At 65.3% G+C, this 12,995-nt stretch carries 14 protein-coding genes and 1 tRNA gene; 8 read left to right on the top strand and 7 right to left on the bottom strand.

What is annotated here, in order from left to right; genetic code table 11:
- Positions 1-7: 7 nt before the first annotated feature.
- Positions 8-84: transfer RNA gene (locus VMF11_07175), tRNA-Met, on the top strand.
- A gap of 82 nt (positions 85-166) precedes the next feature.
- Here the strand turns inward: VMF11_07175 and VMF11_07170 are convergent.
- From VMF11_07170 to VMF11_07145, 6 genes are all read right to left on the bottom strand, one after another.
- On the bottom strand, positions 167-874 hold the full coding sequence (locus tag VMF11_07170; GenBank protein HTU70088.1) for a type II CAAX endopeptidase family protein: 708 nt from the start codon (positions 872-874) through the stop codon (positions 167-169).
- A 72-nt stretch (positions 875-946) separates the two neighbouring features.
- Positions 947-1,486, bottom strand: coding sequence for a hypothetical protein (locus tag VMF11_07165; GenBank protein ID HTU70087.1), 540 nt, complete (start codon positions 1,484-1,486; stop codon positions 947-949).
- A 61-nt stretch (positions 1,487-1,547) separates the two neighbouring features.
- Positions 1,548-1,922: a DUF427 domain-containing protein gene (locus VMF11_07160; protein HTU70086.1), complete on the bottom strand. Its 375-nt coding sequence runs from the start codon at positions 1,920-1,922 to the stop codon at positions 1,548-1,550.
- Positions 1,919-2,665 carry an SDR family oxidoreductase gene (locus VMF11_07155; GenBank protein ID HTU70085.1) on the bottom strand — a complete coding sequence of 249 codons (747 nt, stop codon included), beginning with the start codon at positions 2,663-2,665 and terminating at the stop codon, positions 1,919-1,921. Before VMF11_07155 ends, VMF11_07160 begins: the two co-directional genes overlap by 4 nt.
- A 159-nt stretch (positions 2,666-2,824) precedes the next feature.
- A complete protein-coding gene (locus tag VMF11_07150; protein HTU70084.1) occupies positions 2,825-5,047 on the bottom strand; it encodes a hypothetical protein in 2,223 nt (740 codons plus the stop codon).
- Between the two features lie 82 nt (positions 5,048-5,129).
- Entirely contained in the window at positions 5,130-5,519 is a 390-nt protein-coding gene (locus VMF11_07145) for a RidA family protein (GenBank protein ID HTU70083.1), read from the bottom strand.
- Positions 5,520-5,732: 213 nt separating this feature from the next.
- Between VMF11_07145 and VMF11_07140 the strand changes: the two genes are divergently transcribed.
- From VMF11_07140 to hisD, 7 genes are read left to right on the top strand one after another with little or no spacing between them, the layout of a single operon-like run.
- The gene (locus tag VMF11_07140) at positions 5,733-6,329 is read left to right on the top strand and encodes a hypothetical protein (GenBank protein ID HTU70082.1); all 597 of its coding nucleotides are present in this window, start codon (positions 5,733-5,735) and stop codon (positions 6,327-6,329) included.
- Complete coding sequence (locus VMF11_07135; protein ID HTU70081.1) at positions 6,326-7,411, top strand: aminotransferase class I/II-fold pyridoxal phosphate-dependent enzyme; 1,086 nt, start codon at positions 6,326-6,328, stop codon at positions 7,409-7,411. Before VMF11_07140 ends, VMF11_07135 begins: the two co-directional genes overlap by 4 nt.
- Positions 7,404-7,988, top strand: a complete 585-nt coding sequence (locus tag VMF11_07130) for an imidazoleglycerol-phosphate dehydratase (GenBank protein HTU70080.1) — start codon at positions 7,404-7,406, stop codon at positions 7,986-7,988. Before VMF11_07135 ends, VMF11_07130 begins: the two co-directional genes overlap by 8 nt.
- Positions 7,985-8,599 (top strand): imidazole glycerol phosphate synthase subunit HisH, encoded by a 615-nt coding sequence (gene hisH, locus VMF11_07125; GenBank protein HTU70079.1) that lies wholly within the window; start codon positions 7,985-7,987, stop codon positions 8,597-8,599. The genes VMF11_07130 and hisH overlap by 4 nt, the downstream gene beginning before the upstream one ends.
- A complete protein-coding gene (hisF, locus tag VMF11_07120) occupies positions 8,589-9,341 on the top strand; it encodes an imidazole glycerol phosphate synthase subunit HisF (protein HTU70078.1) in 753 nt (250 codons plus the stop codon). Before hisH ends, hisF begins: the two co-directional genes overlap by 11 nt.
- Positions 9,338-10,564, top strand: a complete 1,227-nt coding sequence (hisE, locus tag VMF11_07115) for a phosphoribosyl-ATP diphosphatase (GenBank protein HTU70077.1) — start codon at positions 9,338-9,340, stop codon at positions 10,562-10,564. Before hisF ends, hisE begins: the two co-directional genes overlap by 4 nt.
- Positions 10,561-11,784: a histidinol dehydrogenase gene (gene hisD, locus VMF11_07110; GenBank protein ID HTU70076.1), complete on the top strand. Its 1,224-nt coding sequence runs from the start codon at positions 10,561-10,563 to the stop codon at positions 11,782-11,784. Before hisE ends, hisD begins: the two co-directional genes overlap by 4 nt.
- On the opposite strand, the gene VMF11_07105 is transcribed toward hisD, so the two are convergent.
- Positions 11,781-12,983 carry a hypothetical protein gene (locus VMF11_07105; GenBank protein ID HTU70075.1) on the bottom strand — a complete coding sequence of 401 codons (1,203 nt, stop codon included), beginning with the start codon at positions 12,981-12,983 and terminating at the stop codon, positions 11,781-11,783. The genes hisD and VMF11_07105 overlap by 4 nt on opposite strands.
- Positions 12,984-12,995 lie beyond the last annotated feature (12 nt).

Genomic DNA, 12,995 nt, shown 5'->3' with positions numbered 1-12,995 from the left:
TCTCCACCGCGGGGTGGAGCAGTCCGGTAGCTCGTCGGGCTCATAACCCGAAGGTCGCAAGTTCAAATCTTGCCCCCGCAACCAACTCGAACAGGTCCAATAACGGAAACGTTGTTGGACCTGCTTGTTTTTTTGCGTGACTTATTGAGCCAGCGGAGTCGCCTAGCTAGGGAGGCTCTTCGGGCGGTAAAATCAGGAGCAAGCGTAGGTTCGCCATCACGTGCGCTACGATGGGGACCAGGAGATTACCGCTCAGCGCGTAGAGACCACCCAAAACCAGACCGGCAACTCCCGTCGATACGACTCCGCGCCACCCTTGATAGATGTGCGCGAGACCGAACAGCGCAGAGCTAATCACTACGGTTTCAACGATATCGATGTGTGGAATCACGGCACTCAAGAAGTAAAACAAGAATCCCCGGTACGCCAGTTCCTCGAACACCCCTCCGGCGATGCAGATCCCCGCCCACAAGCGCCGTTCCTCAGTTGACCTTGGAATCAACGCGCTCGCGCGCTCTTCGGCCATTGTTCGAATTTCGGCACCCCTCGGTCTTTGGAGAACAGCCGTCACCGTGAAGAACGCAAAAGCCGCTATGGCCAAACCTCCGGCCAACCACCACGAGGTTGGCGCGCCGAGTCCAAGACGCGACGCCGGAACTCCGTCAAAGAACCGGAGAGCGTAGAACAGTAAACAGAACAGTAAGAAGTTGACGATCTGTCTGAACAAGGTAGCTCGAAGGAAACGTGCCTTCGCCCGAGGGTCACGACCGCCGCGAGCCCGCTCCCGGCGGTGCCGCAAGGCCGAAAGAATGGGGAGCACCAGTAAAAGGTAGACCGCGAAGGCAAGAGGATAGATTGCACCAGCAAGTGTCATTACGTATGTTTTTCGGCAACTTGTTGAATCACCTCGAACCTGCCGCGTATCTGTCGTATGAGCGCGTGCTCGTTATGACGCTCGGACGCGGCGCACCGTCCATACAAAAGCCGGTCGCACGAGAAAATGAAAGGTCACCGAGATCGTAACTGCGACGAGTGCGAGAATGCTCGGCAGCACGAGGCCGAAAACGACCGACATCCCGATGACAAAGCCGAAGACGTATTCCGCCCGATAGGTAGGCAATGCGAGTCCTGACGCAAGCGCGGCCACAAATATGTAGAACGTGGCGTTCCCACCGCGGTCGATCGCAAAAGATATCGATAGTGCTACGCCGACGAGCAGCGCGCCGACGGCTGCAGCAGCGGCTTTGGTAAGCGCCGTTGCGTCGACGGCTGCGCGGCGTTGCACCGACCACGCTGCAAGCCAACCGATCAGCGGAATAATCGCGAGGCCCCACCAATTCGAAAATCCCGGCAGGCTGCGTTGATCGAGCAAATGATGCGTCACCACCCCACCATGAGCGACTTGCCAGGCGAGATACACAGCCGCAAAAAGTACCGCGAATGAGATGACGTAGAATTCTAAGCGATACGCGCGCCTCTCTGTCATACGGCCCTCCCGCCAGAGTCTACGCCACTCGACGGGGATTGTTTCACGCAGAGTGGTTCTTTTACGCCGGCAGCTCCTCGATCGAGTCGACGCGGTCGGGGTAAAAGGCGAGATACTCCTTGATCTGCCCGACGGCGTCATACGGTTCTTCGTAGGTCCAGACGGCGTTCACGGCGCGTTCTCCGCCGGTGCGAATACTGAAATACGCCGCGTCGCCCTTATAGGGACAATATGATGCGTTGTCGGTCCGCTCCAGCAGCGACATGTCGACATCGCCACGCGGAACATACTGCACCGGCGGATAGTCGCTCTCGCGCAGCGTGAGCGCCGCGCGCGTGTCGGCGACGGTGCGTCCCGCGACGATCACGCGAACGCGCGATTTGCTCGGCTCGATCGTGATCGGATGATCGGCATTGGGAATTTTCATGGTCTTCATGCGGCCGTTTTGCCTCCGTTGACGTCGACGATCTGCCCGGTGATGAACGAGGCTTTCTCCGAGGCGAGAAAGAGGATGACGTCCGCGATTTCCTCGGGCTTGCCCGCGCGTTTGAACGGTACGCCGGCGATCAGCGCCGCCTTACGATCGGGCGTGCCGGTGAAGCGCGTCAGCATTTCCGTATCGACCGGGCCGGGAGCGATCGCGTTGACGCGTACGCCGAACGCCGCCGCTTCGAGTGCGGCGGCCTTCGTCAGCCCTTCGACAGCGTGTTTGCTCGCCGTGTAGAGTGCTGCGCCGGGTGCTCCGCGATGCCCCACCGTCGACGAAAGGTTGATGATGCTACCCGATCCTTGCGCCTCCATCACGCGCAGCTCGTGTTTCATACTCAGCAGCGTGCCGAGCACGTTGGTATCGAAGGTGGCCGCGTAGCTTTCCGCGGTCTGCTCGGTGATGGGACCGGTCTTCCCTTCGGTGCCGGCACTGTTCACGGCGGCATCAAGGCGGCCGAAGCGCGCGACGACCGCATCGACGAACGTTCGAACCTCGTTGTCGTTACGAACGTCGACGCGGAAAAATTCGGCCTCGGCTCCAAGCGCGCGCAGCTCGGCAACCAGAGCGGTGCCGGCATCGTCACGACGGCCCGAGATCGCGAGCCGGGCGCCGTCCTTGGCGAAAGCCAGCGCGGTTGCGCGGCCGATACCGGCCAACGCGCCGGTGATGAGAACGATTTGCGGGTTCATACTCGGCTAGAACCGCATCCGCATCTCGATGGGTTCAAGCGAGGGTGAATACGCTAGCTGCGCGACCTCCGGCGAACCGCGCGAACGGCGAGAAAGACCGCTAGCGCGATTAGAGGTACGAGGTAGAGCGTCTCTAGCGCCCCCGATCCACCGTCCGGGCTAATTCCGAAGAGCGACTCGATGAATTCCATTATTCTCTCCTACCTGCACGGGCACGTTCGTAACCCCCACGTTGATCGGTAGATTCGCCGGAGGTTGGCTGAGGAGCCCCGCTTGCAGTTGCGCGGGCGCAAGCTTTCGCCACCACGGCCATCCGAGCGGAGCCGAATTGAGCATGATCATCCAGGCGCCGCGTCCGTACGTCACCGCGCAGAGCTGCGTTTGCCGTTCGAAGAAACGGGACGGACGCCACTGCAAAATCCCCTGGAGATTGTTGACCTGCGTGTTGGGCAGCCCTTGAGCAAACACGCTCCAGGTCGTCCCGCCGTCGACCGATGAATACACGCCGCGACCCGTGCCGACGTAGAGCACCGGCGTGCTGAAGGTCCAGTCGACGTAGATCGTGTTGTTTCCGAGATCGGTCGGCAGGTTTCCGGTCCGATTCTGCCACGTTCCGGCGACCAGCTCCCACACGCCCTTTCCACCGCCGCCGGTAACGGCAAAGACGTGCGCTGCATCGCTCGGGTCAACACGCAGATCGGCGATCGCGCCGTTGGCGTTGCCCCACATGCCGTCATCGCACGCTTGCCAGGTCGAGCCATCCACCGAATTCCACGCGTGTCCATCCTGGGTCGCCGCGTAGAACACATTCGAGTTGGACGGGGCGATCGCCAAGGCCTGAATGAATTGATCCACGCCGCCGGCGCTCGAGAGCACGCCGCCGATCGTGTTCCATACCGGCGTCGCAACGGTCGCGTCGTCGGTTACGAACACTTTCGTCGTTCCCAGCGCTAGCCGTTTGGAATTCTGGGGATCCATCACGAAGGCGTATTGCGTTGCGTACGCCACGCCGTAGCCGGCTTGGACGCCGGCCTGAGCATCGGTCAGGATCGTCGCCTGGGTTTGATATCCGTCGAGCGATTGCGTGACGAAACTGCCGCTGCTGGTCGGATTATAGTTGTACACGTTCGATGAATTGGTCGGATCGACCAGGAATTTTCCGATCTCGCCGCCCGGCACGTTCACCCACGACGCCGACCCGGTGCTCTTGAGCGCGCCCAGGTCCTGAGCCACGCCGTACACGTTCTGCGGATTCTGCGCATCCAGCGCGACGGTATAGAACTGCGTGACCTCGAGATCGCCGACGAGCGAGGCGGCCTGCTGCGTGTTGAGATTGTAACTCAACAATCCTTGATCGGCGGTCGCATAGACGGTCGCATCGGCACCGAAGGCGAGATTCACGTAGTCCCAACCCGGCGTGTTGGCCGCGTTCCAGGTTTGGCCGCCATCGTAGCTCATGTAGAGCGCATACGCATCGTTCACGAAGACGAGATTCGGATTGAGCGGTGCGACCGCGATGAGCAGATGCCAGCTCCGGTTCTCGAGGTTTCCCGGCGACGGTGCGAGCGCGGTCCAGGTGGCACCGGAGTCGGCGCTGGTGGCGCGCGTCACGCCGGTCACGTTGCCGTTGACGTCGACCGGCAAGAACGTTGCGTACACTTGCTCGTAGCGCCCCACGTGGGTGAAGAAAATGTGCACGCCGAACGCGAGCCGCGCGGCGCTTCCGCCACCGAGCGCGGTTCCCGACGGCAGCGCGCTCGAGCTGAGCTGCGTCCATGTCGTTCCACCGTCGACACTCCTGTACAACCCGTTCTGCGATGCGGCGCCGCCGCCGTTACCCAACAGCGCGGTGTAAATGGCGCCCGACGGCGTCACAATCAGATCCGAAAAATAGCCGCCCGGGAGAGTGAGCTGCGTCCACGTCGTTCCGAGATCCGTCGACTTGAAGACGCCATTCCATCCGTTTGCGACGTAGATCGTATTTGCAAGAACGGGATCGAAGCCGAGCCCGCGCACGTCGTCGTTGCTGGTGATGGTCGCGTAGGTCCAGCTCGTTCCGCCGTTTTGCGAGATCAGCAAGCCGCCGTTTGGCGAGCCCAACCCGCCGACGATGATATCGGCGTTACCGGGATTCATCTGCAACTGGTGGTAGCCGTTGAATTCCAGACTCGGCTCGCTGTCGGTGAGCGCCGTCCACGACGTGCCGCCGTCGTCGGTGCGCCAAATGCCGCCGTTCTGTCCGGCCGCAAAAATGCGGTTGGCGATGGTCGGATGGGGCACGACGCCCTCGATCCGGCCGCTGACAAGCAGATTCCCGGGACCGTTGTTTACCGGCGCGGGTCCGACTGCGGTCCAGTGCGTGGTGCTGAGCGGGGTTCCCATAGCACACCCCTTTGCCCGCGATGAAAAGCTCGCGAGGTCTCTACAGGCTACTCCCGGTGAACGAATCACGCAATGGTCCAAATTACACCAGTGCGATGCACTCGATCTCGAGATCGAAGTCGAGCGGCCAATCGCCCACCGGGACGAACGTGCGCGCCGGCGGATTGTCCGGAAAGAAGCGCGCGTAGACTTCATTGATCGTCCGGTAGTGGTCGCCCGAGGAGTAGACACGGACCATACAGATCTTCTCGAGCGACGATCCGGCGGTCTCGAGAACGTGCTGCAGATTGCGCAGGCAGCGTTCGGTCTGCTCGGCAATGCTGCCCCGCTCGAAGGTCCCGGCGGCGGGGTCGATCGGGGGCGTCCCCGAGACGAAAATGAAGCCATTGGCCCGCACCGCGGCCGAGATTGGCACGCCGCGGCCGCGGCTGACCTCCGAGATACCCGGAACCTCGATGACCTCGCGGTGCATGAATCCATCCTTTCCGGCCGATCAGCCTTGACAGCCCCGGCGCAGCCTGTTATAACCCAACAACACCATGTCACTTGCCCAGGCGCACGTTCACCACCACCATCATCACGGATTCTGCCGAATCGCGTGCGATGACTGTTTGACGTAAGCCTGAGTTTTAGCCAGTTTCAGGAAGAGGTCGCGGTCCGCCCGCGGCCTCTTATCTTTTTATTTATGAATACGATCGATGCGCCGCCGACGGTGGTGCTGGTTCCGAAAAATCGCGGCCTGGCCGCGATGGCCGAGTACGCGCTCACGCTCGCTGCGCCGCGCGGCGCGTTCGAACGCACGCTCGTACGCGGCGAAGACGTTCCGCTTCTCGCGAACGAAGTCGCGCGCAGCGGCCGTCCGCTCCTGGCGCTCACCGGCGAAGATCTGCTCGACGAATGGCTCGCCGCGGGGCGTACGCTCGACCGGCGCATCCTCCGGCGCAGCATCCCGTGGAACGATCCGGCGGCGCGATACGGCAAACCCGCGCTCTGCCTGATCGGTCCGCGCAACCTCGAGCTTCCGGCGCAAGGCGACGTGCGGGTCGCGCTCTGCGCGAAATACGAAAACCTCGCACGGCGCTACCTCCTCTCGCTCGAGCGGCCGGGGTTGCGGATCGCTCCGGTCGCGATCTCGGGCACGGTCGAGGCGACGCTGCTGCACGACGTGGCCGACTTCATGATCGACGTGGTCGTCACCGGAAAGACCATCGAGGAACTCGACCTCGACGTCAAGACCGTCATCACCACGAGCGACCTGGCGGTCTTGGAGGCCAACGTATGAGTCTGCCCTTGCGCCGAGCGATCGAGGCGCTCCCGGACTACGATCCGCGCGATCTCTCCGATCGCGGCATCGCCATTCGTCTGCACCGCAACGAGGGCGCGCTGCCGCCGCCCGAGTTCGTGCTCGACGCGATTCGCGCCATCGACGGCGAATCGTTACGCACCTATCCGACCGAGCTGCAAGCCGAAGTCCGCGAACGCATCGCCGCGCGCTTCTCGCGCGAGGCAACCGCCGTCGTCCTCGGGAACGGCGCCGACGAACTTCTCGCCGCCTGCGCGCGCATCGCGCTCGATCCGGGCGATACCGCGCTGTGCAGCGCGCCCTCGTTCGGGATGTATCCCCGCGTCGTGACGCTCACCGGCGCGCAGCTGCGGCGCGTACCGTATCCGGCGCGCTGGCGCTTCGAACCCTTGCAGTTGATCGAAGCGGCCGACGATCGCACGCGTCTGGTCTTTCTCGGACACCCGAACAACCCGACGACCGATCCGCTGCGCGCCGGCGATCTCACCGCGGTCGCACGCGCCTTGCCCGAGGCGCTCATCGTGATCGACGAAGTCTATCTGGCCTTCTCCGACCGTTCGCTCGCGCGCGACGCGCTTGCGTTCGAGAACGTCGTCGTCACCGGCTCGTTCTCGAAGTGCGCATCGCTGGCCGGCGCGCGGTTGGGTTACGCGCTGGCCGCACCGGCGACGGCAGCCGCCCTGCGGCGCTGTATCGGGCCGTATCCGGCCGGCGCGCTCAGCTTGATTGCGGCGCAGGCGTACCTGCGCGACCCCGCGCGCACGCGCGCCTTCGAAACGCGTTTGGAAGCCCAGACGGCACGCAGCCTCGACGCCTTCGAAAATGCGTTCGCTCCGTTCGCGCGCGAGATCTGGCGCGGCCCCGCCAACTTCTTGCTCGCCGACTGCGGCGCGCGCGCAACCGTCATTCGCGACGCGCTCGCGGCACGCGGCATCGCCGTGCGCACCTTCGAGGATCCGATGCTTGCCGGCATGCTGCGCCTGTGCGCAACCACCGACGAAGCCACCGATACGGTGGTACGGGCGCTGCGCGAAATCGCCGCCGAGGTCGTCTATGCGTAGCGCGGCGCGTCAACGTCAAACCAGCGAGACCAGCGTTCGCGTTTCTCTCGCGCTCGATGGCGAACCGAGCGTTCGGGTCGAGACCGGAATCGTGATGCTCGATCACCTGCTGGGCGCGTTCGCGTTTCACGCCCGTGCGGGGCTCGAGGTCGAGGCGCGGTCGCTGGACGCGATTCGCCATCATCTGATCGAAGACGTCGCAATCGTCCTCGGGGGCGCGCTCGACGATGCGCTTGGGGATCGCTCTTGCATCGCGCGGTACGGCGCGGTCACACTGCCGATGGACGACGCGCTGGTTCGTTGCGCGGTCGATCTGGGCGGCCGCATCTACGCGCGCACCGCGCTCGATTTGCGCGCGGAACGAATCGAGGATCTCGAAACCGTCATGATTCCGCACGTCGTCGGAACGCTTGCCGCCAACGCGCGCGCGACGATTCACCTCGATCGCCTCGCCGGCGAAGATCCGCATCACCTCGCCGAGGCGGCGTTCAAAGCGCTTGGCCGCGCCTGCGCGGCCGCGTGGAGTCTCGATGGCCGCTTCGCAGGTGTCGCCTCGACCAAAGGGCTCTTGGTTTGAAACCCACCGTCGGCATCGTCGCGCTCGGGGCCGCCAATCGGCGCAGCATCGCCGCAGCGCTGCAGCGCGCCGGCGCGCAGACGCACTCCGTCACCGAGCCGGGCGCCGTCTTTGCCTGCGATGCGCTGGTGATCCCGGGCGTCGCGCACTTCGGCTACGTGGCCGCTGAACTCGATCGCACCGGATTGCGCACCGCGCTCCTCGAGTCGTGGGCCGCCGGACTGCCGCTCCTGGGCATCTGCGTCGGTTTTCAACTGCTGTTCGAAACCAGCGACGAAGCTCCGGGCGCCCGCGGGCTGGGCATCTTCAGCGGAAACGTGCGGCTTCTACGCACGCCGCGCGTGCCGCACATGGGTTGGAACCGCGTCGAACCCTGCGCGTGCTGCGCGGCGATCGAACCCGGTTATGGGTATTTTGCGAACTCGTATGCGCCCGACGCCGACGCGCCCGATGCGATCGCAAGCTCTTCCGACGGCAACGACTGCTTTGCCAGCGCAGGTCTGCGCGGCTGCGCGCTCGGCGTGCAATTCCACCCCGAACGCAGCGGCGCATACGGTGCGCGGCTCTTGCGTACGTTCGTAGACTCGGCAGCGGTGGCGTATGCTCGCTAAACGCATCATCGCCTGCCTGGATATCCGCGACGGACGGGTGGTGAAGGGGCAACGCTTCGCCAATTTGCGCGAAGCCGGCGACCCGGTCGAGCGCGCACGGCGCTATCGGGACGATGGCGTGGACGAAATCGTCGTGCTCGACGTTTCGGCGACGCTCGAATCGCGTCTTGCGAATCTGCGCACCATCGAATCGATCTCGACGGCGCTCGACGTGCCGCTTACCGTCGGCGGCGGCGTGCGCGGAATCGGCGATGTCGCGCGGCTGCTCGATGCGGGCGCCGACAAGGTCGCGATCAACAGCGCGGCGCTCGAGCAGCCGGCGCTGCTGGCGCAGGCCGCCTCGCGCTTCGGCTCGCAGTGCATCGTAATCTCGATCGATGCGTATCGCTCCGGGGAGCGCTATGCCATCGCCACGCACAGCGCCACCCGTCCGCAGGCGCGCGATGCCGTGACCTGGGCGCGTGAGGCGCAGGAGTTCGGCGCCGGCGAAGTGCTGCTCACCTCGATCGATCGCGACGGCGGCCGCGAAGGCTTCGATTTGGACCTCGTGCGCGCAGTTCGCGGCAACGTGAACGTACCGGTCGTTGCATCGGGCGGCGCGTCGGATGCGCAAAGCTTCGCCGACGTCTTAGAGGCCGGAGCCGACGCGGCGCTAGGCGCGTCGATCTTTCACGACGATGATGCCCGTCCGCGCGACGTCAAGGACGTGTGCCGCGCGCGCGGACTCGAGGTTCGCGCGTGATCGTCACCAGCATCGATTTGCGCGGCGGGAAAGCCGTGCAGCTCGAACAAGGCCGGCGTCAGGTGCTCGAAGTCGACGACGCGGTCGAACTCGCGCAGCGTTTTGGACGCTTCGGCGAGATCGCCGTGATCGATCTCGACGCGGCGTTCGGCGAGGGCGAGAACACCGAGCTGATCTTGCGGCTCTGCCGCCTCGCACGGTGCCGCGTCGGCGGCGGTATTCGCGACCTCGAGCGCGCGCAGCGCTATCTACGCGGGGGCGCGGCGTCGTTGATCGTCGGCACCGCCGCAACGCCCGAATTCCTCGAAGCACTTCCGCGCGAACGCGTCCTCGTCGCGCTCGACGCGCGCGCCGGCCGCGTGGCAGTCGAAGGCTGGCGCACGCAAACGGACGAGACACCGCTCGATCGCGCGCTGCGCTTGCAGCCCTATTGCGCCGGCTTTCTCTACACCGATATCGAGCGCGAGGGATTGCTCGGCGGCATCGATCTCGCCTCCGCCGAGGCGCTGCGAGCGCGCATCGAGGGTTCGTTGACGATCGCCGGCGGCATCACCGCAATCGACGAGATCGTCGCGCTCGATCGTTTGGGAATCGATGCGCAGGTCGGGATGGCGCTCTATACCGGGCGCATCGACCCCGTCGAAGCGGTTCTCGCGCTGCTGGATTTCACCAAGGGGGACGGCTTGATACCGACCGTCGTGTGCGACAGCGGCGATCGAGGCGTGCGCATGCTGGCATATTCTTCACGCGAATCGCTCGGCTCGGCGCTGCGCGACGGCGTCGGCGTCTACTTTAGCCGGCGACGCCGCGCGCTCTGGCGCAAGGGCGAAACTTCCGGCGCGACGCAGCGACTGGTGCGCGTCGATCTCGATTGCGACCGCGACGCGCTCACCTTCTATGTCGATCAGTCGGGGCCGACCTGTCATACCGGCGCCGAACGCTGCTTTGGCACACCCGCCTTTTCGTGGAGCACGCTCGCGCAGCGCATCGAACAGCGCGCGCGAACCGGCGACGAGCGCTCGTATACGCGCAAACTTCTGCGCGATCCGGCACTGCTACGCGCGAAGCTGCTGGAGGAGGCCGAAGAAGTGGCGCAAGCGGCCACGCGCGACGAGGTCGCCTGGGAATGCGCAGATTTGTTGTACTTTCTTTCGGTTCGTATGCAGCAAGCCGGCGTTCGTATCGACGACGTGATGGCGCAGCTTGCTTCCAGGGCGCGATGATCGAGCGCACGCCGGACGAGGTGCTTGCACCAAGCCCTTCGCGCGAGCCGATCGACGTCGAGCCGATCCTCGCCGCCGTGCGCGCGCGCGGCGATGACGCGCTGACCGAACTCGCAGCGCAATTCGGCGATCCGGCCCCGCGCCAAATCGAATCACGCGAGATCTCGCGCGCATTTTCCGAGGCGGGCGGCGATCTGCGCAGCGCGCTCGAGGGCGCTGCGGCGCGCATCGAACGCTTCGCCCGTGCGCAGCGTGCCGCGATCGCCGACGTAAGCATCCGCGAAGACGACTTGGAACTGGGACATCGGCTCGTCGCGGTGGAGCGGGCCGGTATCTACGTGCCCGCCGGTCGCCATCCGCTTCCGTCCTCGCTGCTCATGGGCGCGATCCCCGCGCGGGTGGCGGGCGTGGGCGAGCGGATCGTCTGCACGCCGCGGGCGGGCCGCGAAGTGCTCGCCGCGGCCCATGTTGCCGGCATCGAGCGCGTCTTCGAACTCGGCGGCGCACAGGCTATCGCCGCGATGGCGTACGGGACGCGCAGCGTGCCGCGCGTCGATCTCATCGTCGGACCCGGCAACGCGTACGTGACCGCCGCCAAACGCGCGCTCTTCGGGCAATGCGGAATCGATGCGCTCGCCGGGCCATCCGAGATCGCGATCGTCGCTGCAGCGGATGCCGATGCGGACCTGATCGCCGTCGATCTGTTGGCGCAGGCAGAACACGACGACGACGCGCGAGCGCTGCTCGTCACCGACGATCGTTGCTTCGCGTCGGCCGTCGGAGCAAAGATCGAATCGCGGCTCGCCACGCTCTCGACCGCGCAAACCGCACGTGCTTCGCTCGAGCGCCGCGGCGGATGTATCGTACTGCCGCTCAGTGAGGCACCCGAGTTCTGCAACCGGCTCGCGCCCGAACATCTCTCGCTGCAGGGATCGCGCGCGCAAGCATTGGCCGACCGGTTTACGGCCTACGGCACGCTCTTCATCGGCGAAGGTGCAGCCGAGGTTTTCGGCGATTACGGGAGCGGCCCGAATCACGTGCTCCCGACCGGGGGCACCGCACGGTTCTCGTCGGGTCTCTCGGTCATGAATTTCCTCACCCTGCGCACGTACGAACGATCCCTCGGAAAAGTCAATCGCCGCATCGCGAACGATGCGGCGATTCTGGCCCAGGCGGAGGGACTTATCGCCCACCGCCAAGCTGCGCTCGCGCGCCGCTAGGGAGCGCGAGATGCCCGCGGATGCGGAGCAGCAGCGCGCTGAGCCGGATGTGCCGCCGCTGCGCGCTGTGGAGCCGGGCGCGCTGCGGGGTGATAGGCCGGCGCAGCGCGCGCTGCCGGGTGGTAGGCATGTTGCGCCGGTGCAGCGTGGGAAACGGGCGCGTGATACGCGGTGTGCGCCGGCGGAGCAGCGCGGTGTTCCGGTGCCGACATCACCCGATGCACCGGAGCCGCATGGTGCACTGCGGCGGGGGCCGTGTGATGCACGGCTGCCGGCGCGGCGCGATGCGCGGTCGAGGGCGCGGCGCGATGCGCGGTCGAGGGCGCGGCGCGATGCGCGGTCGAGGGCGCGGCGCGATGCGCGGTCGACGGTGCGGCGCGATGCGCGGTCGACGGCGCGGCGCGATGCGCGGTCGAGGGTGCGGCGCGATGCGCGGTCGAGGGCGCGGCGCGATGCGCGGTTACTGCAGACGCGCGGACGCCCGGAGGCGTATGCCTCGCGCTGAACGGCTGCTGCTCTGCCGCGATCGACGGGCGGCCGTGATTCGTGTTATAGCGCAGCGACGGATCGGCCTTGGCGTAGCTCGCGTGCTGCACTTGCACGCTCGTCGGGCCGAAACGGCGATGCGAATACGCGCTCTGTTGGGTTGCGGTCGGGCGCGCGTCGATGCCGTGCGGGCCGCCGTTGTAACTGACACGGTTCGTCCACGAGCGCACGGCCGCCCGATTGTAATAGTGGTGGTAGCGATTCGTCGGGACGTTGGTGTAGACCGCGGTGTTGTAGGCGAAGTTGTTCCCTTGCCACTGGCCGCCGCTGTAGCCGTTGCCGTAATAACCGTAGCCGTAATTGACGCCACCGTAGAAGCCGACTTGCGGGCCCCAATAGCCGTTATTCCACCGGTAGTAGCCGTTGTTCCAGCCCCAGTAGCCCGGTGTCCAATACAGGCCTACGGCCGGAGCCAGCACCCACGTGCCGGGCACCCAGTACCAGCCGTCCACCGGATCCCACGCCCAGTAGCCGGGCTGCCAAATGTAATTGGGACCCGGCGGCGGGGGCGGTAAATAATAGGGAATCGCCGGCGGTCCGATCGACACGGATAAGCCGAGAGAAATCTGCGCGTCGGTTCGCGCCGGAGTGACTGCGGCTAACATAATGCTCGCGATTGCGAGCGCCGCGAGAAGATGTATGAAGCGAGCCATACCCTCGTTGTC

It is taken from the genome of Candidatus Baltobacteraceae bacterium (assembly GCA_035502855.1).
In the GTDB taxonomy this organism is placed as follows: Bacteria; Vulcanimicrobiota; Vulcanimicrobiia; order Vulcanimicrobiales; family Vulcanimicrobiaceae; genus Aquilonibacter.
Note: the sequence above shows the minus strand (reverse complement) of the source record. Positions and strands in the feature narration are given on the sequence as shown.

Coding starts and splice junctions, on each gene's coding strand:
- VMF11_07170 (HTU70088.1), bottom strand. CDS start 874: ATGACACTTGCTGGTGCAATCTATCCTCTTGCCTTCGCGGTCTACCTT.
- VMF11_07165 (HTU70087.1), bottom strand. CDS start 1,486: ATGACAGAGAGGCGCGCGTATCGCTTAGAATTCTACGTCATCTCATTC.
- VMF11_07160 (HTU70086.1), bottom strand. CDS start 1,922: ATGAAGACCATGAAAATTCCCAATGCCGATCATCCGATCACGATCGAG.
- VMF11_07155 (HTU70085.1), bottom strand. CDS start 2,665: ATGAACCCGCAAATCGTTCTCATCACCGGCGCGTTGGCCGGTATCGGC.
- VMF11_07150 (HTU70084.1), bottom strand. CDS start 5,047: ATGGGAACCCCGCTCAGCACCACGCACTGGACCGCAGTCGGACCCGCG.
- VMF11_07145 (HTU70083.1), bottom strand. CDS start 5,519: ATGCACCGCGAGGTCATCGAGGTTCCGGGTATCTCGGAGGTCAGCCGC.
- VMF11_07140 (HTU70082.1), top strand. CDS start 5,733: ATGAATACGATCGATGCGCCGCCGACGGTGGTGCTGGTTCCGAAAAAT.
- VMF11_07135 (HTU70081.1), top strand. CDS start 6,326: ATGAGTCTGCCCTTGCGCCGAGCGATCGAGGCGCTCCCGGACTACGAT.
- VMF11_07130 (HTU70080.1), top strand. CDS start 7,404: ATGCGTAGCGCGGCGCGTCAACGTCAAACCAGCGAGACCAGCGTTCGC.
- hisF (HTU70078.1), top strand. CDS start 8,589: ATGCTCGCTAAACGCATCATCGCCTGCCTGGATATCCGCGACGGACGG.
- hisD (HTU70076.1), top strand. CDS start 10,561: ATGATCGAGCGCACGCCGGACGAGGTGCTTGCACCAAGCCCTTCGCGC.
- VMF11_07105 (HTU70075.1), bottom strand. CDS start 12,983: ATGGCTCGCTTCATACATCTTCTCGCGGCGCTCGCAATCGCGAGCATT.